The organism is Coprococcus eutactus (genome assembly GCF_001404675.1).
Lineage (GTDB): Bacteria > Bacillota > Clostridia > Lachnospirales > Lachnospiraceae > Coprococcus > Coprococcus aceti.
Genome location: NZ_CYXU01000002.1, coordinates 220889 through 239627 on the forward strand (window position 1 = coordinate 220889; position 18739 = coordinate 239627).

Here is an 18739-nt window from a genome sequence, read left to right on the forward strand (position 1 = left end):
ACGGGAGATGTGCAGCAGCGCGTCTCCCGTTTTTCTGGCAAATGATCAATGTGATCAGTTCTTTTCAAATGACTCCGCCAGCTCCGTGAGATACACATACCTCTCCAGAAGCTGATCCAGCTCTGATTCAAGCTGTTCCTTTTTCTGCGTGAGTTCGTTAAGCTTCACGAAATCTGACACAGAGTTGTTGATATCGGTCTCCGTCTGCTCTATCTCAGCTTCTTTCTGGGCGATGGTGTCCTCTATGGTGTCATATTCCCTCTGCTCATTGAAGGAGAACTTTTTCTTCACGGATGGATTCTGCGTTTTCTTTTTCTGGGCAGGTTCCTTGTCCGCTGTGCTGACACGCTCCGGCTTTGTCTGGGTATTTGCCCCTGCCGATGTGCTGTTGGCAAATGAACCGTGGGTCAGATAATAATCGGTATAACCGCCCTCAAACTGTGAGATCCCGCCGCAGCCGTCAAACACCAGAAGCTTTCTTATGACTCTGTCCAGAAAATATCTGTCGTGTGATACGACTATCAATATGCCCTGGAAGGAATCGAGATAGTCCTCAAGTATACACAGTGTGGAAATGTCCAGATCGTTGGTCGGCTCGTCAAGGATCAGTACATTTGGAGATGATACGAGAACCTTCAACAAATACAGTCTTCGCTTCTCGCCTCCTGAGAGCTTCTCTATGCGCTGGTGCTGCAGAGTGCCGTCAAATAAAAATCTCTCACACATTGTGGATGCTGACATGAGACCTTCGGTGGTCTGGATATACTCTGCGGTTTCTTTGACGTAGTCGAGTACCTTCATGTTGGGATCCAAGGCTTCATTTTCCTGAGAGAAATATCCTATCCTTACGGTGTCTCCGATCTCTATGGTTCCGCTGTCCGGCTTGGTGACACCGGTTATGAGCTTCATGAGCGTTGTCTTGCCACAGCCGTTTGGGCCAACAACACCTATCCTGTCAGTCCTCAGGAAGTTGTATGAGAAGTCCGTTATGACCGGACTTGGTCTGCCCGGCCAGGTCTTGGCTATATGGGAGAGCTCTATTGTTTTGTTTCCCAGCCGGCTCGCGATTGAGCTCATGGTAACAGACTGAGTTTCCTTTATAAGCTCCTCACTTGCAAGCTTCTCATATCTCTGGATATGGGCTTTCTGCTTTGTGCTTCTGGCTCTAGCACCTCTCTGCATCCATGCGATCTCCTTGCGCAGGATATTCTGATGTTTGTTCTGAGTGGCAAGTGCGATGCTCTCACGCTCTGCCTTCAGCATGAGATAGCCTTCGTAGTTGGTATTGTAGCTGTAGGTTTTGCCTTTGTCGATCTCTACTATGCGGTTGCACACCTTGTCAAGAAAGTATCTGTCGTGGGTGACCATGACCAGAGCGCCCTTGTAGTTGTTAAGGTAATCCTCCAGATATTCTGTCATATCGTTGTCGAGGTGGTTGGTGGGCTCGTCCAGAACAAGAATGTCACATCTTGACAGCAGTGCCGCAGCCAGAGCGACCTTTTTTCGCTGACCTCCTGAAAGTGTGCTCACCATGAGGCTGGTGTCGTCAAATCCGAGACGGTGAAGAAATGCCTTGGCATCACCCTCTATGCTCCATTTGTTCTCCTCGTCGACATTTGCAGTGATGACATAGTCGTATATGCTGACCTTCTCTGCGAAGTCGGGGGTCTGTGGAAGATATTTTATGACCACGTTGTTTCCCTTTGACAACTGTCCTGAATCACATTCGTCTATGCCGGCTATGATCTTGAGGAGAGTTGATTTACCCGTGCCGTTTACGCCTATGACACCGATCTTTTCTCCTGAATTTACTGAAAAGTCTGCGTCATCGAACAGAATCTTGTCAGTGTATGCTTTTGAAAATCCTTTTATTGTAAGTAGGTTCATATATGTTCTTATGGGGCTTTGTGCCCGCCCTTTCGTCAAAATGAGCCGTGAAAACGGCTTTGCATGTAAGTATTATTGTAATTGGGGAGAATTGACGAGTCAAGAAGCATATCATAATAGAAATACCATTTGAGAATAATTAAAAATAGACGAAAATATATAAGACCATGATCTCCACCCGACAGTATATTTGTAAAAAAACATTCCTGAATTTATACAACATGACTAAAAAATAACCTGAAAAGGCGCTTTAGGTTAATAAAAACAAGCCATTTGCACAAATTGGTTTACAAAATTACAATTTTGTAATTTGCAAATTATTCCAAAAAGTAGTATAAATTGAACATTGATTACGGACAGGAATGGAGGTAATTATCATGGAATCAACAAATATCAGGGTTAAGCTCAATTCGGTAGAGCAGGTAAGACAGTTTGTAGAGACAATGAGAAAATATGATGGAGACGTTGATGTATATTCATCCAACAGGAATTATCTTGTAGATGGCAAATCAATACTGGGAGTTTTCAGCCTTGGACTTGATCAGGAACTCACAGTAAAGTTCTATAACGGAGCGACAGAGTCGTTTATAAATACATTACAGCCATTTATGCTGGCTGCATAAGGAGTATTTATTACAATAATTTTCATAGCTAATTCGTGGTCTGTATGCATTGACACATTCGTTGATGGAGTGTTAGAATGTCCTTATAAATATTAAGAGATATTAGGGGGCGCAGCCAATGCAGATTACAGAGATGAAAGCTAAAGTTAACACTATGGATGACATCAAGAAGTTTGTTGCATACCTGAATCAGTTTCCAAATGATGTTGACGTTTCATCAGCTCAGTACGTCGTAGATGGAAAGTCAATCTTAGGTGTGTTCAGTTTAAATCTTGAGAAGCCACTTACAGTGAAATTTCATGGAGAAGTTGCACCAGAGCTTCAGGCAAAGCTTGATGAGTTTAAGTGCTAATTCTATAGGATACATAAGAAAGCTTAGAAAAGCAGGCTGCAGATTTTCTGCAAGCCTGCTTTTCCTATGCTGTGAGACAAGTGTCAGGAGGGATGATTATGATATACGAAGCGGATCAGGGGTTGGAATACCATATAAAGGTAAATGAGGATATGATAGGCCAGTATGTTATCATGCCGGGGGATCCTAAGAGATGTAAGGCGATAGCAGCGTATCTCGAAGATGCGGAGCTGGTGGCGGACAGCAGGGAATTTGTCACGTATACAGGCTATCTGGATGGAGAGAAGGTCAGTGTCACGTCCACAGGTATAGGCGGCCCGTCGGCGGCCATAGCCATGCAGGAGCTGGTGCACGCCGGTGCCCACACTTTTATCAGGGTTGGAACCTGTGGCGGTATGCAGACTGAGATCGTAGGCGGAGACGTGGTGATCGCCACGGGAGCTGTCAGGATGGAGGGCACGTCAAGAGAGTATGCGCCTATAGAGTACCCCGCGGTTGCGGATATAGATGTGGTGAATGCGCTCAGAGAGTCAGCAGGAGCACTTGGAGTGACGGCACACACAGGTGTGGTTCAGAGCAAGGACTCATTTTATGGACAGCATTCGCCGGGAATCATGCCGGTTGGATATGAGCTTATGAACAAATGGGAAGCGTGGAAGAAGATGGGCTGCAAGGCCTCTGAGATGGAATCTGCTGCATTGTTCATAGTTGGAGCGTTCCTGCGGGTCAGGGTCGGTGCGTGCTTCCTTGTGGTGGCGAATCAGGAGAGGGCTGCAGCCGGTCTTCCGAATCCTGAGGTACACGACACCGATAAAGCCATACGTGTGGCTATTGAAGCTGTGAAGAAGCTTATCAGAACTTGAATACACGACCTATGTCTGTCTTGTAGCTTTCAAGATAGTCAAGGATCTCATCTGAATTATCCATGACGGTATATATCTCGTTGGTCGCAGGCGTCATAAAGCCTTTGTCCGACGTCTCTTTGAGCATGGACAGAAGATGATCGTAGAATCCGTTCTGATTGAAAATTACGATTGCTTTGCCGTGACGTCCGAGCTGCTTGAGCGTGAGGATCTCAAAGAATTCCTCGAGAGTGCCAATTCCACCGGGCGTTACGATGAAAGCGTCTGCCTTATCTTCCATGATCTGTTTGCGCTCTCTCATGGTCTCAGTGGTTATCAGCTCGGAGACATTCTCAAACAGTATTCCGTCAACATTAAAGAATGAGGGAGTGACGCCTATTATGGTGCCATTTTCCTCGTATACACCCCTTGCCACTGCGCCCATGAGCCCATTTGCTCCAGCGCCGTACACAAGAGTGTGGCCTCTTTTGGCGATTTCCCTTCCTAAATATTCTGTTTCTTCTATATAAGATCTGTCAATGTCGTTGCTTGACGCGCCATATACACATATATTCATAAAAACCTCCGATGTGACAATGCCAGGTATTCCTGAACTGCCGAAAAATCATTTATTAAACAGTATATAGAAGTAAATGATAATTTGGAAGAAATTATTTATAAAATAATGTAAAATCGCAAAAAAATGCGGAGCAGCCATAGGACTGCCCCGCAAAGGGAAAACATGAAAAGAATGATATGAGATTACAGAAGCTCAACAACTTTGTTGAGAACTGCGATCTCTTTTTCTTTTGCACCCATAAGGTACTTCTCAAATCTGTCCATACAGTCAACCTTGCCTGTGATGGAAGTCTTGATGAGAAGGTTTCTGGCGGTGAGCATGGTGTTCTCAACCTCCATATAATCATTCAGGATATCACCGTTGAATTCAATATATCCGTGATCCATCATGTACTTGAGTCTCTCCATCATGAGAACCTTGTGGTCATACAGGATGTGAAGAGCACGTATATCAAAGTCTGGATCCTCTGCTGAAAGCTGCTTGCCGATCTGCTTCAGAACCGCATCGTAGACATCAACCCCAAATACTGTGTCCTTAAAACGATTTCTCATCATACGGAAGTGATTCTTGGTATCCTTTGACTCAAGGTACTCGATGATGGTATCCTTGATATACTGTGTGTCGAGTTCGTAGTATGTATCAGCCAGATTCTTCTGGATCACGTATATTCCACGGCGTCCCTTGTAGTCGTCCTTGAAAATATGATCCTCCTGGGCTGTGATGGTGTCGTAGCCGTTTCTCACATCTGAGTATGATACTTTTGAGTAGGAATAATGCTCGCCAAATGTGAAATCTCCAACATAGAACTGCTGCTCCTCGTCGTCATATCCGTAGATGAAGAGCTCGTGTGGGAATTTGTAGTCGGCACCGGAATCGCAGAGGATCTTAGCCTCGTCAAATACTCCGTATACATATCCGCCCAGATTGATGGTCTTCTTGATGAAAGTGAGAATATCTCCGCAGTAGCTCTCTACCTGCTCCTTTGTCATGAGAGAGAAGAGAAGATAAGGGCATTCCTTAAGTGAACTGCTTCCCGGCATCATATCTGCAAGAAGCATCTCATCTCCTGTGAAGATCTCTTCGATGTTGTAACATCTTAACTGTATATAATTGCTGAATATCCAATTCTTGGCTTTCTCGTCGTCCCCTATGATCGAGAAAAGTGTGGCATGCCACTGCCAGGATGTTATCATTGGATAGCTTATTGGCAAAATCTTTTTGCTCATGTGCTTATTACCTCCATTTCATATTAAGATTACGTGATGTTAGCTGACCTTGGCTGCTACAGCCTTGACTACATCGTTCATGTCATAGTAGAGACCAAGTGCAAGCTCAGAATCATCAAATTCAATGTTAAAAGCCTGCTCAAGTCCGACGATGAACTGAATGATGGAAACGGAATTCACGCCATATTCGGTGGTGAGTTCTGCAGTCATGTCCAGCTTGCCCGCATCTATGTCTGGAAGAATATCAGAAAAAACCTCCAATACTTTTTTTGTTAATGTGTCTTTGTCCATTTCAAACCTCCCATTCGTTTTGATATGTTACCAATGCACGTTACTTATATTTTAATGTGTTTGACAGTATTTTTCAATAAAATTATTCAATCCGTACAGAAATATTTGTGCATTTTTGTGTTAAATGTTAAAATTACCGTGAAGTATATGGTGTAAAATATGGTATAGTTGAATAAAATATTATAATTTTTTTAAAAAAATCAGACAGTTGATGTAAAATATAGAACAACAATATACGATAAGGCAGGGTGATGGACATGAAGATAGTTGTTCTGGATGGATGTGCGGCGAATTCCGGCGATATTAGCTGGGACAGTATTGGCAAGTATGGCGAGCTGACGGTGTATGACAGAACCGACAGGTCAGAGGTGGTCTCAAGGATAGGCGATGCGGAGATCATAACAACGAACAAGACGGTGATAGACAGGGCTGTGATCGAGGCCTGTCCGAACCTCAGATATATAGGTGTGCTTGCCACCGGCTACAATGTGGTCGATGTGGAGGCGGCACATGAGCACGGCATAGTGGTTACAAATGTTCCGGCATACAGTACGGATGCTGTGGCGCAGTTTACATTTGCACTGCTTCTGGAACTGGCAAACAGGGTCGGGGCGCATGATGCGTCAGTGAAGGACGGTGGCTGGGTGAGAAGTAAGGATTTCTCCTACAGTGTGATGCCGACCATGGAGCTTGCGGGCAAGACTATGGGTATCATAGGCTATGGCAGTATAGGTATGAAGGTGGCTGAGATCGCACATGTATTTGGCATGAGGGTGCTGGTGAACAGCCGGACGAGGAAAGCCCTGCCGGATGGCGATTGGATAAGCTGGGCTGAGAGGGATGAACTGTTCGCACAGTCGGATGTGATAAGCATACACTGTCCTCTGTTCCCTGAGACGGAGGGAATGATAGACAGGAGTGCGATAGGCCGGATGAAGAAGACTACATTCATCATAAACACTGCCAGAGGCGGCTGCATAGTGGAGAAGGATCTGGCAGATGCCCTGAACGAGGAACGTATAGCTGGAGCCGCGGTGGATGTCATAGCACAGGAGCCTATGGCGGCGGACAATCCGCTTCTCACGGCAAAGAATGTGATCATAACACCACATATCGCCTGGGCACCGAAGGAGGTCAGGGAGAGACTTCTCAATATAGCGGGTGGCAATATAGAGGCGTTTCTCAATGGAAAGCCTGTAAATACAGTATAAAAAGAATAAGATTAGCCATTGAGCAGAAATTTAGCTGTAAGAAGAAAGGATAGATCAGGAAGATGGAGAGCAGTTCTTTTGAGGATGTGAACAGACTGGTTAGGTCTGAACTGTATGAGCACATGGATCCGGAATTTGGCAAATATCTGGCCATGAACCTTCCGGGCTGTGGCAATATAATAGGTGTGAGGCTGGATGACCTGAAGGAGATAGCCAGACAGATAGCCGACATAAACTGGAAGGAGTATCTGAAGCATGCGCCGGATGATACGCTGGAGGATGTGGTCATTCAGGGGCTTGTCCTTGGATTCGCACAGGGCAAGCTGGAGGAGATACTTGCATATGCCGATGAATTTGTTCCCAAGATAGACAACTGGTGGGTGTGTGACTCGTTCTGCAGTACATTTGTGGCGGCATCCATGTACCCGGAGATAGTGTGGGAATTCATCATGAAGTATATGGGAGATTCCGAGCTGAATCCTGCGTGGAGAAAGAAGGAGGAGGCAGAGATTCCAGAGGGACAGGGAGGCATCGCAGTAGGAACCTGGCAGGATATGTCCGATGACTTCAGACTCAGGTTCGTGGCTATCATGCTGAAGTGCTACTTTGTGAATGACAAGTATATCGACAAATGCCTTTATGCATTTGAACATATGCAGGATGGCGGCTACTATGCAAAGGACGGTGTAGCCTTTGGCCTGGCGGAGAGCTATTTCGTGTTCCCGGACAAGACGATTGAGTACATAAAAGGTGCACAGTTTGACAGGCAGATTCTGGAGATGACTAAGAACAAGATAGAGAAGATATACAGGCTGCCGGAAGCGGATGTGAACAGGTTTGCGGAAGTTATAAATGAATATTAAAATTAAGAGAAGGACATTATATTTGCAGGAGGAATTCTTATGAGAAATTTGAATGCGGATATGGATGTCCTTTTTGCTTTGACTGGGATCAATAATATTGAAAATGAGTTTATGGTGGCAATGGTGCTGGTGATTGTCTGTTTGGCGGCTGCGGTATGTCTGACCGTATGGATAAGAAAATACGTCAGGGGAAATGCCTCAGGCAGTCTGGAAGATAGTCAGGATGAGCGGGAGGACAGGGAGTATTCATCGGAGGATAACTACATCGATGGTGATGCTGTAGCCATTGCCATTGCTGGAGCTTTGGGAGGAACAGCAAATATTTACAGTCTGAGGAGCAGTGATACAAGACTTAGAGTTACGGTGAACAACGGGGCGCTGGTGGACAGGAGAAAACTGAAAGCCACAGGAGCTCTGGGAATACTGGCAAAGGGCAGGCAGGTGCAGGTATTCTATGAGGATCAGGTGGAAAGGATATGCCGAGAGCTTGGAAGATATATAGATGGACACAGGAAAGATAATATTGAACAGGAGGCTGAGATCGATTATGAAAGAGTGCTTAAGAAGGTGTATGTGCCTGTTGAAGGTGATGTTGTGCGCGTATCTGATATACATTGCCTACAGAACTTGGGAGACGGGAGTGTCGGCTTGTGTGCGATTCGAGCCACACGGGGAGAGATCAGAGCGCCGTTTGACTGCAAGGCTGGATATAGTAAAGCCGGAGAAGGTCAGATAGAGTGTACATCTGAGGAAGGATACGTGGTCAGGATATATCTGATATCAGAGATCGACACCGGATGGCAGAGGACACAGAGCTATGTAGATATAAGACTTACATGTGGTGATGGTGAGAAGGTGCGAAAAGGAAGGCTGCTTGCAGAGTATCCATATGAGACGCTTGCTGGCAGAGGCGAAACTGTATATGCTGTGCTGGAGGTACATTCCGATGAAAATGCTGATACAGGTCATTCTGGTGGCATAGATAAAGGATATCAGCTTAAGATAAACCGGAGAGAGAAAGTGAATTATGAATATGTGGCATGCGAGCTTGTCGTCTGAAAAGCTCACATGCCATTTATTTACGCTCTGGTTGCCCTGTCTATGATCCCAGCAAGGGTATCTATGACCATAGCGGCATCCTGATCTTTGTATTTCAGGAAAGTATAAGCACAGCCTTGTACGAACATTGACACCTCAACATTCTTGGCAAGGTCATCCCTGAATTCTGGACGGACGTCATATATCTTCTCCTTGATGAGGGCGTCGAGCTTGTTGGTCAGGACTCCGTAGCTTCTATTGTCATCAGGAAAGAGTATGGAGAACAAATGTCCCTGGTTGATAAATGCGTTGCATAACTGCCTGCTTGCTTCTGCAGGATTGGTAAGCATATATTCTGGATTTGGAATGTCACCGATGAGGGACAGAAGAGCATCATTTTCGAGGTATTCCGACAGATCATATATATCCTGAAAATGCAGATAGAAAGTCTGCTTGCTGATATTGGCCTTTTCTGTGAGTTCCTTCACTGTGATCTTCTCCACAGGTTTGGTGGCACGCAGTTCGATAAATGCGCTGAATAAGCTGTTGCGTGTACGCTGAATCCTTCTGTCCATAAAAGCTCCTTTCTGATCATACAAAAGCTGTACGCGGGTAATGATTATAAATGGCTGTAAGCGCCCTGATGACGCTCTATGCATTATAATATAGAATACAACAAAAGAAAGATATAGTCAAAAAAACGTATATACATATTAAATCTAATTGTCAATAATTGTCTGGAGTAAATTATTTTACTTTTATCAAAAAACGAATATTCATATAGCGGATATGCAACGGTATACTGAAGGTAATTTACTACAGTCAAGAAATGACTGAGAGGGCTTGGATGATGGAACTTGAATACTAACTTTGTATGGAGGAAAAGTTATGGATTTGTATGAGTTTTATTCGGGAAGGTGCTTTGATGCCTACAATGAGCTCGGCGCACACGTTGTGAAGGAGAACGTGGGCAAGAGCAGGAGGAAAGCAGTGACAGGAGTGGACTTTGTGACGTATGCACCGAATGCGGAGTCGGTGACGGTTACAGGTGAGTTCAATTCATGGGGAGAGACTGCCATGGAGAGGTGTTACGATGGCAGCTTTTTCAAGTGTTTTGTGCCGGGGGCAAAGGCCGGACAGATGTATAAATATAAGATATACCAGAGAGATGGATATTGTGTGGATCACTGTGATCCGTATGGATTCGGCATGGAGCTGAGACCGGCATTTGCATCTATAATAAGAGATATGGATGAGTATACATTTGGCGATGCAAGATGGATGAGGACACGGAATGAGTGCAAGGGTGGTCCGCTCAATGTGTATGAGATGCACATGGGCTCATGGCACTGCAAGCCGGTGTATGATGAGAATGGAAAACAGCTGACACCGGAAGAAGTCATTGAGACTGACCGAGTTGCTGAGGGCTGGTATACATACAGAGAGATAGCACCGATGCTTGTGGAATATCTGAAAGAGCAGGGCTACAATTATGTGGAGTTTATGCCGCTTTCGGAGCATCCATGTGATGAGTCATGGGGCTACCAGAATACCGGATTCTTCAGTCCGACGGCTAGATACGGAACGGCGGATGACCTGAAGTTCCTCATCGACACGCTTCACAAGAACGGCATAGGTGCCATCATGGACTATGTGCCTGTGCATTTTGCACTGGATGGATATGGACTTGCAAAGTATGACGGAACCAATCTGTATGAGCATCCGACCGATGATGTGGGCTACAGCGAGTGGGGTAGTAAGAATTTCATCCATTCCAAGGGAGAAGTTCAGACATTTCTCAAGAGTGCGGCGAATTACTGGCTCACAGAGTATCATTTTGATGGCCTAAGAATGGATGCCATCAGCAGGATAATCTACTGGATGGGCGACGAGTCTAGAGGTGTAAATGACAGGGCGGTCGAGTTTATAAAGGGGCTTAACCAGGGACTTAAGGACAGACACCCGTCATGTATTCTCTGCGCCGAGGATTCCACGGACTACAAGGGAACCACCAAGGAAGTCGGATACGGCGGACTGGGATTTGACTACAAATGGGATATGGGTTGGATGAATGACACATTGAATTTCTTCAGAACTCTGCCGTTTTGCAGAGGCGACCAGTATCACAAGCTGACATTCTCCATGATGTATTTTTATAATGAGAGATACATGCTGCCACTCTCGCATGACGAGGTTGTACATGGCAAGGCAACCATAGCCCAGAAGATGGCGGGATCATATGAAGAGAAATTCCCAAATGCAAAGGCGCTCTACGCCTACATGTATGCGCATCCGGGCAAGAAGCTTAACTTCATGGGTAACGAGATAGCCCAGCTAAGAGAGTGGGACGAGAAGCGTGAGCAGGACTGGGATATACTGAAATACCCGAACCACGATTCATTTAACAGATTTATAAAAGATTTGAATAAGCTCTATCTGAAAGAGCCTGCGCTGTCAGGGTGGGACGACGACCCACACGGCTTTGACTGGATACTCTGTGGCAAAGAGCAGGATGTTGTATATATATTCCAGAGAGTTATTGAGGAAAATAAGATAGTAGTAGTCATGAACCTATCAGGAAATACATACAGGGATTATCATTTCAGATACGGCGAGGGCAATTCCATGAAAGTTCTCATGAACACGGACTGGAATAAATACGGTGGAAACACTAAAGACACCGTGAAGAGTATCAAGGGCGTATGCGGTGACTTCGGCTTTGATCTTCCGGCTCTGTCTGTAATGTATTTAAAGCCGGTGGATTAGTAAAAAGGAGAGATTATGATATTAGATGTAAGCAACCTTAGCCATGGATTTGGTGACAGGGCAATATTTGAAAATGTGTCATTCAGACTTCTGGCAGGTGAGCATATAGGGCTTGTCGGCGCAAATGGTGAAGGTAAATCAACCTTCATGAATATAGTGACGGGCAGTCTCATGCCGGATGAGGGTACAGTGACCTGGGCGAAGAATGTGAAGGTCGGATATCTGGATCAGCACACGGTCCTTGAGCCGGGCATGACCATAGGCGGAGTGCTGAGGGATGCGTTCTCCAGACTTTTCGATATGGAGAAGAGGATAAATGAGATATGTGACAAGCTGGCGGAGGTCACTGACGAGGATGAGATGAACACTCTTCTTGAGGAGATGGGACTTCTTCAGGATCTTCTGGACAGCCATGACTTCTATATAATAGATTCGAAGGTTGAGGAGGTTGCCAGAGCATTTGACCTGTTGCAGCTTGGACTGGACAAGGATGTAACTGAGCTGTCGGGCGGACAGAGAACCAAGGTTCTGCTGGCGAAGCTTCTGCTTGAAAAGCCGGAGATACTTCTGCTCGACGAGCCTACAAATTATCTTGATGCACACCATATAGAGTGGCTCAAGAGATACCTTCAGGAATACGAGAATGCGTTTATTCTTATATCCCATGACATTCCGTTCCTGAATTCAGTTGTAAATATCATATACCATATGGAGAATTGTCAGCTGGGCAGATATGTCGGCGATTATGACAAGTTCCAGGAGGTGTATGCGGTGAAGAAATCCCAGCTTGAGGCTGCGTACAGAAAGCAGCAGCAGGAGATATCTGAGCTGAAGGATTTTGTGGCGAGAAATAAAGCCCGGGTTGCCACAAGAAATATGGCTATGTCCAGACAGAAGAAACTTGACAAGATGGATGTCATTCAGCTTGAGCGTGAGAAACCGAAGCCTGAGTTCAACTTCAAGGAAGCGAGAACCTCTGGTAAGGTCATATTCGAGACTGATGATCTGGTGATAGGTTACAGCAAGGACAAGCCGCTTTCCAAACCGATGAATCTCCGCATGGAGCGCGGTGACAAGATAGCCATCACAGGAACGAATGGTATAGGAAAGACGACATTCCTGAAGAGTGTGCTTGGACTTATCCCGGCTATATCCGGCAAGGCGCAGCTTGGCGACTATCTGCACATTGGATACTTTGAGCAGGAGGTTAAGCCGAGCGAGAATACATGCCTGCAGGAAATCTGGGAGGAATTCCCGGGATATACCCAGTATGAGGTACGTGCGGCTCTTGCCAAATGCGGACTTACCACCAAGCATATCGAGAGCAAGGTGAAGGTCCTCTCGGGCGGCGAGCAGGCGAAGGTGAGACTTTGCAAGTTAATCAACACTGATACAAATGTGCTTCTGCTTGACGAGCCGACAAACCATCTTGACGTTGATGCCAAGGATGAATTGAAGCGTGCTCTTTCCGAGTATAAGGGGTCTATACTTCTGGTATGTCATGAGCCTGAATTTTATGATGGCCTTGTGACAGACGTGTGGAATCTGGAGCAGTACACGCTGCTCCAGTGATCAGATATTATAAAATTGTCAGGTTCAAATAGATTTTTTGAACCTGGCAATTTTTTAGCGTAAATTTGACTAATCGCAATTCCTATATTATTCTATATAGGACAGTTTAATATGGTAAAGTGCTAAAGATAAATGCGCACTCAGCGTAGAAATAGATACATCTGCTCAAAAAGTACTGTATAATCGTACGGATATAGACGCAGGTGAAAAATAATATTAGGATGGAGATGTTAGATGAATATACTTGAGAGTTTAAAGGATAAATTACTTGTTGCAGACGGGGCATTTGGAACCTGTTATGTGGGAATGTACGGAGAGCAGGGAACTGTCGCTCCTGAGCTTGCAAACATGCGCCACCCGGAGCGGGTACTTGAAATCCATAAAGAGTATGTGAAGGCGGGAGCCGGGCTTATAAGGACAAATACATTTGCGGCAAATACAGCGAGCCTTGATGCTGACATGGATTATGTCATTTCAAATGTGCGTGCGGCGGTAAAGCTTGCGAAGCAGGCTGCGGACGGCGAAGCTGGAACGGATCACAAAAAGGTATACATTGCCGGAGATATAGGCCCAATACCTGCGGATGCCGGTCTTACACTGAATGAAAGGGTGTCACAGTACAAGCTGCTGGGTGGGGCGATGCAGGACATGGGAGTGGATATCATCTGGTTTGAGACATTTCCTGAGTTCAATGTGCTCGAGCCTGTGGTGAAGCACCTGAAGGCAAGAAAGGACACGCCGGTCATGGTGTCGTTCTGCGTGAACCAGTTTGGGTACAGCAACTGTGGATTTTCGGCAAGGGCATTGCTCTCCCAGGTGGCAGGAAATCAGGACGTGGACTGTGTTGGATTCAACTGCGGAGTTGGTCCGTACCATATGCTTCAGCTTCTGAAAAAGCTGGATATAGACTGCGGAAAGCCTGTATCAGTCATGCCGAATGCGGGATACCCGAAGTTTACACAGAGCAGACTGGTGTTCAATGACAACAAAGAGGGATTCATAGATAAGATCCAGGACATAGCGGCGCTTGGTGCAGATATCATAGGAGGATGCTGCGGAACAAATCCTGAATACATACATCAGATCATGGAACGGGTGAAAACCGGAGATATTGCAAAGGCTGCCAAGATTCATGTGGAAAAGGTACAGGCTGACAGTGCTGTAAAGGACAATTTCCTCAAAGGACGTCTGGAGCGTGGCGGGGCAGCCACAAAAAATGCCGACGGACACAAGCACAAGCTGATTGCTGTGGAGCTGGCACCTCCGGTGGATGTCAACGATCAGAAGCTGCTTGATGCAGCCCATATACTTAAGCAGTCACATGTGGATGTGGTGACATTCCCTGATTCGCCATCGGGAAGAACCAGAGCGGATTCCATACTCATGGCGGAGAAAGTGCATAAGGAGACAGGACTCAGGGTCATGCCGCATCTGTGCTGCCGTGATAAGAATGCCATAGCCATAAGGGGAAGCGTGCTCGGTGCACAGCTTAATGGCATAAAGGATTTCCTTGTCATAACAGGTGATCCGGTTCCGGTCATGTTCAGACAGACGACCAGGAGCGTGTTCAACTTTGATTCAGTCGGAATGATGAAGCTGCTGCAGTCTATGAACGAAGAGGTGTTCAGCGGGGATAAGATCACCTACGGCGGAGCGATCAACCAGAACAGACTTAACACAAAGTTTGAGATAGACAGAATAAAGAGAAAGATGGAAGCCGGGGCTGAATTCTTTCTGACACAGCCGGTGTTCTCCAGAGAGCAGGCGCAGATCCTCAGAGACATGAAGGCTGAGACCGGCGCGACAATACTTGTGGGAATCATGCCGCTTGTCAGCAGGAGAAATGCCTTGTTCATGAAAAATGAGATGGCGGGCATAGAGATCCCGGACGAGATTATAGAGAGATACAGTGGAAATGCCACAAGGCAGGAAGGCGAGGAGTGCGGCATACAGATCGCCAGAGATATACTTGAGTACACTTCGGATTTTGCAGATGGATATTACTTCTCGTTCCCATTCAACAGAGTACATATGCTGGCACATATCGTTGACTAAAATGTGAGTCAAGGTTATTATGGAATAAGCGGTGTTGCCGGGGAAAACAGGGATTCCGGAGCAGCGCTATATAGGAGAGGCGCTGTTATATATACAGTAGATAAAATACAGGATGCGCGGGTGCGCAGAAAGGAACAGACATGGATTACAATAGTTTAAGTCTTAAGATGCATGAGGAGCACAAGGGTAAGGTAGAGGTAGTGTCCAAGGTGGCAGTGAAGAACAGAGACGATCTGAGCACGGCTTACACACCGGGCGTTGCAGAGCCTTGCAGAAAGATCCGTGACAATAAGGCTGACGTATACAAATATACATGCAAGGGCAACATGGTTGCCGTGGTATCAGACGGAACAGCGGTTCTCGGCCTGGGAGATATAGGACCTGAGGCAGCTATACCTGTAATGGAAGGAAAGTCCATACTCTTCAAGGAGTTCGGCGGAGTTGACGCATTCCCTATCTGCCTTGACACAAAGGATGTGGATGAGATCGTTGAGACAGTAAAGCGCATTGCACCTGTATTTGGCGGAATCAATCTGGAGGATATATCAGCTCCAAGATGCTTCGAGATAGAGAAAAGACTTAAGGAAGAACTTGACATTCCTGTATTCCATGACGATCAGCATGGTACAGCTATCGTTGTGTCAGCAGGACTCATCAATGCGTTAAAGCTTGTCGGCAAGCCGTTTGACGAGGCAAATGTGGTTATCAACGGAGCGGGTTCTGCAGGTATATCAATATGTAAGCTTCTGCTTCAGCTCGGTATAGGCAATGTGGTTCTCGTGGACAGGCAGGGTGCTCTGTGTCCTGGACAGGACTGGATGAATCCGGCACAGGCAGAGATGGCAGAGATTACAAACAAGGACAGACAGACAGGTTCTCTTGCCGAGATAATGAAGGGTAAGGATGTATTTGTCGGAGTTTCAGCTCCAAATATCGTGACAGCAGAGATGGTTGCATCTATGGCAGCAGATCCTATAGTATTTGCCATGGCAAACCCTACACCTGAGATCATGCCTGAGGAAGCGGCAAAGGGCGGAGTAAGAGTAATGGCGACGGGCCGTTCGGATTATCCAAACCAGATCAATAACGTTCTAGTATTCCCGGGAATATTCAGAGGTGCCCTGGACGCCAAGGCAACAGGCATAACTGAAGAGATGAAGATGGCAGCAGCCAAGGCTATCGCATCCATTGTAACAGATGATGAGCTCAAGGAGGATTACATCATTCCTGGAGCATTTGACGAGAGAGTTGCTAAGGTGGTTGCCAAGGCTGTAGCTGACGAGGCAATAAAGCTTGGAATCACAAAATAAGAATAAAAATAAAGTTTTTCGAAATATTTAGTAAATAAGTGTACTAAAAATCGCATCTTATGTGGAAAGTCCGCATGGGATGCGGTTTTTTATTTTGCGATTTTATTGTAAAGTAATATTGTTGTCCGCGGGGACGGATAGGGAGGAGAAAAAGTTGAACAGTGTTATTATTGGGCAGAGAATAAAGGATGCCCGCAAGTCTATGAACCTCACACAGAAGGAGCTGGGGTATCTTATCTATGCAGATGGCAAATATATAAGCCGTCTTGAAAATGGCGGAAGTCTGCCGAGCCTGAAGCGGCTGGTGCTGTTGTCGAGGGTGCTTAACCGCACATGTGATTATTTCATATGGGATATCGATGTGATGGAGGAGGATGTGACTCCGAGGGAGGAAATCGTTATCCGGGATGAACAGGAGCGGAAGCTTCTGCAGCTTTGGAGGGAGATATGCTGAAGATTGCTGTGTACAGTGAGGAGAAAGTAATGAGCCCGTTGTTGCAGGAGTACATGGGTATATGGCAGAGAGATGCGGGATGTGTGTGCGCTGTGAGATATTATGACAATGTGCATGCGATCATGGTCGACATGGATCTTGAAGGAATTTACGATGTAGTGGTGGTGTATCGTTCCTGGGATGTGGCCGATGTCTTGAAAAAAGACCGCAGGGTAGGTAGTCTCGTGATGATAGCAGCAGGAATAAACCGGAGATTGTATGATATCCAACCGTGTTATATTCTGTATGAACCTGTTAATGCGGCAAATTTCAAAAAGGTGATGACGATGGCGGTTGAGGGGAGCCGGGATGAGAGAAGATTCACATTTGTATCCGGAAGGGTGAGATACAGTGTAGATACCCGGAGCATAATGTATTTTGAAAGCGAACTGCGTCGCATAAATCTGGTCACAACGGAACAAAAATATGTTTTTTATGGAAGTATTGGCGAGATGGAAAAGCGCATGAAGGTGGGCTACGGGGGATTTATCAGACCACATGAATCCTATCTTGTAAATCCGGATCATGTGAGCAGATGCACGGCTCATGAAATGATACTGACAAATGGTAAAAGTATACACATCAGCGCAACAAGACGCGCTGATGTGAAAAGATACTACAGTGAACTGATCAATTGCTAGTTGTTAGAAGATCAAATATATCTGAGTAATTCTATGTTCAGTCTGCCCTTCCGGGTTGCGCTGCCTGTCTCGACAAATTCATATTTGCCATATCCACGTATTGAAAATACGTCGCCCGGTTTTAACTGGTAGCTGCTGTTTTCGTACAACCTGTTGTTTAGTGAAAATTTCTTTTCCCTGAACAACAGGGATGTGCTGCTTCTTGAAAGGCCTGTTATTGTGGCGGTCACTGCGTCCGCTCTTGCAGATGCCGCGATTATGTGCAGAGGTTCCTTTTTTATCTGTATCTCATCAGTATCCTGGGTGCTGCAAAAAGTACATTTTACATTTGTGTGCCTTATCTTTGTCAGATTTTCTGCGATATAATCGGCAACAGTGTCCACACAGAATATATAGGCATTGTTGTGCTTGCCAGAATGAGTGGATTCGGTGACCAGTATATCGCCCACCATCTCCCTCTCAATGCCAAGATTCATAAGTGCCCCAAGGAAATCCCTGTGGTTCAGATCGTCTGAGAATTTGTCCGAAACAGCGGAAACCTTCATGGTGCAGATGGGAAAAGCCGGTGCGTAGCCGCAGTCGGCTTCATTTCCAAAGGCGATCATAACGCGGTCGCAGGATTCCCTGCCTCCAAAGATGGTATATCCTGCAAATGACAACTGTTCAAGATTGCTGTAAAATACTTCCATGTCTGCAGCACTCAGAAAATTAGTATATGTATATCTGTTCTGGCGGAAGGCGGCATTTGCCAGATCCTTTAACCGCCCCTTTAGAATATCGTTTTCATTCATAGTATGTCCTCCGATATCATTGACTTCTTACTATTATATTACAACACTCTGATCTTCGCCAACAGTCAAACGAATTTGACAGCTTTGCACGATAATCTGAAATTTATTGTTGCGAAAAGTGATCATAATGAACAATAAACCGTTCAAACGTGAAAAAAACAATCATTTTGCATTCAAAAATCTTCTAAAAACTATTGA

Annotated in this window: 18 protein-coding genes; 12 read left to right on the forward strand and 6 right to left on the reverse strand. The window is 45.7% G+C overall.

Annotated elements, in window-relative coordinates; translation table 11 throughout:
- Positions 1 to 54 precede the first annotated feature (54 nt).
- Complete coding sequence (locus ARA78_RS05350) at positions 55 to 1887, reverse strand: ABC-F family ATP-binding cassette domain-containing protein (protein ID WP_055280128.1); 1833 nt, start codon at positions 1885 to 1887, stop codon at positions 55 to 57.
- A 377-nt stretch (positions 1888 to 2264) separates the two neighbouring features.
- Between ARA78_RS05350 and ARA78_RS05355 the strand changes: the two genes are divergently transcribed.
- The 3 genes from ARA78_RS05355 (at position 2265) to udp (ending at position 3725) form a co-directional block, all read left to right on the forward strand.
- On the forward strand, positions 2265 to 2510 hold the full coding sequence (locus tag ARA78_RS05355; RefSeq protein ID WP_015534531.1) for an HPr family phosphocarrier protein: 246 nt from the start codon (positions 2265 to 2267) through the stop codon (positions 2508 to 2510).
- 133 nt (positions 2511 to 2643) lie between these two features.
- A complete protein-coding gene (locus ARA78_RS05360) occupies positions 2644 to 2862 on the forward strand; it encodes an HPr family phosphocarrier protein (RefSeq protein WP_242849666.1) in 219 nt (72 codons plus the stop codon).
- Positions 2863 to 2957: 95 nt separating this feature from the next.
- Entirely contained in the window at positions 2958 to 3725 is a 768-nt protein-coding gene (gene udp / locus ARA78_RS05365) for a uridine phosphorylase (RefSeq protein ID WP_420314941.1), read from the forward strand.
- Here the strand turns inward: udp and ARA78_RS05370 are convergent.
- The 3 genes from ARA78_RS05370 to ARA78_RS05380 all read right to left on the reverse strand — a co-directional run bounded on the left by ARA78_RS05370 (position 3715) and on the right by ARA78_RS05380 (position 5801).
- A complete protein-coding gene (locus tag ARA78_RS05370) occupies positions 3715 to 4281 on the reverse strand; it encodes a TIGR00730 family Rossman fold protein (RefSeq protein ID WP_015534534.1) in 567 nt (188 codons plus the stop codon). The two genes, udp and ARA78_RS05370, sit on opposite strands and share 11 nt — an antisense overlap.
- Before the next feature lie 185 nt (positions 4282 to 4466).
- Positions 4467 to 5510 (reverse strand): hypothetical protein, encoded by a 1044-nt coding sequence (locus ARA78_RS05375; protein ID WP_055280131.1) that lies wholly within the window; start codon positions 5508 to 5510, stop codon positions 4467 to 4469.
- Between the two features lie 39 nt (positions 5511 to 5549).
- Positions 5550 to 5801 carry an acyl carrier protein gene (locus tag ARA78_RS05380; RefSeq protein ID WP_015534536.1) on the reverse strand — a complete coding sequence of 84 codons (252 nt, stop codon included), beginning with the start codon at positions 5799 to 5801 and terminating at the stop codon, positions 5550 to 5552.
- A gap of 257 nt (positions 5802 to 6058) precedes the next feature.
- On the opposite strand from ARA78_RS05380, the gene ARA78_RS05385 reads away from it, so the two are divergent.
- The 3 genes from ARA78_RS05385 (at position 6059) to ARA78_RS05395 (ending at position 8934) form a co-directional block, all read left to right on the forward strand.
- On the forward strand, positions 6059 to 7012 hold the full coding sequence (locus tag ARA78_RS05385; RefSeq protein WP_055280304.1) for a D-2-hydroxyacid dehydrogenase: 954 nt from the start codon (positions 6059 to 6061) through the stop codon (positions 7010 to 7012).
- 62 nt (positions 7013 to 7074) lie between these two features.
- Positions 7075 to 7875, forward strand: a complete 801-nt coding sequence (locus tag ARA78_RS05390; RefSeq protein WP_015534538.1) for a DNA alkylation repair protein — start codon at positions 7075 to 7077, stop codon at positions 7873 to 7875.
- Positions 7876 to 7914: 39 nt separating this feature from the next.
- On the forward strand, positions 7915 to 8934 hold the full coding sequence (locus ARA78_RS05395; RefSeq protein ID WP_015534539.1) for a PTS transporter subunit EIIB: 1020 nt from the start codon (positions 7915 to 7917) through the stop codon (positions 8932 to 8934).
- Between the two features lie 20 nt (positions 8935 to 8954).
- Here the strand turns inward: ARA78_RS05395 and ARA78_RS05400 are convergent, their stop codons facing one another.
- A complete protein-coding gene (locus ARA78_RS05400) occupies positions 8955 to 9488 on the reverse strand; it encodes a TetR/AcrR family transcriptional regulator (RefSeq protein ID WP_022215975.1) in 534 nt (177 codons plus the stop codon).
- Positions 9489 to 9801: 313 nt separating this feature from the next.
- On the opposite strand from ARA78_RS05400, the gene glgB reads away from it, so the two are divergent.
- From glgB to ARA78_RS05430, 6 genes are all read left to right on the forward strand, one after another.
- Entirely contained in the window at positions 9802 to 11679 is a 1878-nt protein-coding gene (gene glgB / locus ARA78_RS05405; RefSeq protein WP_015534541.1) for a 1,4-alpha-glucan branching protein GlgB, read from the forward strand.
- 12 nt (positions 11680 to 11691) lie between these two features.
- Positions 11692 to 13251, forward strand: coding sequence for an ABC-F family ATP-binding cassette domain-containing protein (locus tag ARA78_RS05410; protein WP_055280133.1), 1560 nt, complete (start codon positions 11692 to 11694; stop codon positions 13249 to 13251).
- A gap of 234 nt (positions 13252 to 13485) precedes the next feature.
- Positions 13486 to 15306 (forward strand): bifunctional homocysteine S-methyltransferase/methylenetetrahydrofolate reductase, encoded by a 1821-nt coding sequence (locus ARA78_RS05415; protein ID WP_055280135.1) that lies wholly within the window; start codon positions 13486 to 13488, stop codon positions 15304 to 15306.
- A gap of 140 nt (positions 15307 to 15446) precedes the next feature.
- The gene (locus ARA78_RS05420) at positions 15447 to 16616 is read left to right on the forward strand and encodes an NAD(P)-dependent malic enzyme (protein ID WP_022215972.1); all 1170 of its coding nucleotides are present in this window, start codon (positions 15447 to 15449) and stop codon (positions 16614 to 16616) included.
- A 154-nt stretch (positions 16617 to 16770) separates the two neighbouring features.
- Complete coding sequence (locus ARA78_RS05425; protein ID WP_022215971.1) at positions 16771 to 17070, forward strand: helix-turn-helix domain-containing protein; 300 nt, start codon at positions 16771 to 16773, stop codon at positions 17068 to 17070.
- On the forward strand, positions 17064 to 17750 hold the full coding sequence (locus tag ARA78_RS05430) for a LytTR family transcriptional regulator DNA-binding domain-containing protein (RefSeq protein ID WP_055272066.1): 687 nt from the start codon (positions 17064 to 17066) through the stop codon (positions 17748 to 17750). Before ARA78_RS05425 ends, ARA78_RS05430 begins: the two co-directional genes overlap by 7 nt.
- Positions 17751 to 17761: 11 nt before the next feature.
- On the opposite strand, the gene ARA78_RS05435 is transcribed toward ARA78_RS05430, so the two are convergent.
- On the reverse strand, positions 17762 to 18541 hold the full coding sequence (locus tag ARA78_RS05435; protein WP_022215970.1) for a YlmH/Sll1252 family protein: 780 nt from the start codon (positions 18539 to 18541) through the stop codon (positions 17762 to 17764).
- Positions 18542 to 18739 lie beyond the last annotated feature (198 nt).

Coding starts and splice junctions, on each gene's coding strand:
- ARA78_RS05380 (WP_015534536.1), bottom strand. CDS start 5,801: ATGGACAAAGACACATTAACAAAAAAAGTATTGGAGGTTTTTTCTGAT.
- ARA78_RS05415 (WP_055280135.1), top strand. CDS start 13,486: ATGAATATACTTGAGAGTTTAAAGGATAAATTACTTGTTGCAGACGGG.
- ARA78_RS05360 (WP_242849666.1), top strand. CDS start 2,644: ATGAAAGCTAAAGTTAACACTATGGATGACATCAAGAAGTTTGTTGCA.
- ARA78_RS05375 (WP_055280131.1), bottom strand. CDS start 5,510: ATGAGCAAAAAGATTTTGCCAATAAGCTATCCAATGATAACATCCTGG.
- ARA78_RS05435 (WP_022215970.1), bottom strand. CDS start 18,541: ATGAATGAAAACGATATTCTAAAGGGGCGGTTAAAGGATCTGGCAAAT.
- ARA78_RS05390 (WP_015534538.1), top strand. CDS start 7,075: ATGGAGAGCAGTTCTTTTGAGGATGTGAACAGACTGGTTAGGTCTGAA.
- ARA78_RS05385 (WP_055280304.1), top strand. CDS start 6,059: ATGAAGATAGTTGTTCTGGATGGATGTGCGGCGAATTCCGGCGATATT.
- ARA78_RS05400 (WP_022215975.1), bottom strand. CDS start 9,488: ATGGACAGAAGGATTCAGCGTACACGCAACAGCTTATTCAGCGCATTT.
- ARA78_RS05430 (WP_055272066.1), top strand. CDS start 17,064: ATGCTGAAGATTGCTGTGTACAGTGAGGAGAAAGTAATGAGCCCGTTG.
- ARA78_RS05370 (WP_015534534.1), bottom strand. CDS start 4,281: ATGAATATATGTGTATATGGCGCGTCAAGCAACGACATTGACAGATCT.
- glgB (WP_015534541.1), top strand. CDS start 9,802: ATGGATTTGTATGAGTTTTATTCGGGAAGGTGCTTTGATGCCTACAAT.
- ARA78_RS05350 (WP_055280128.1), bottom strand. CDS start 1,887: ATGAACCTACTTACAATAAAAGGATTTTCAAAAGCATACACTGACAAG.
- ARA78_RS05355 (WP_015534531.1), top strand. CDS start 2,265: ATGGAATCAACAAATATCAGGGTTAAGCTCAATTCGGTAGAGCAGGTA.
- ARA78_RS05420 (WP_022215972.1), top strand. CDS start 15,447: ATGGATTACAATAGTTTAAGTCTTAAGATGCATGAGGAGCACAAGGGT.
- ARA78_RS05395 (WP_015534539.1), top strand. CDS start 7,915: ATGAGAAATTTGAATGCGGATATGGATGTCCTTTTTGCTTTGACTGGG.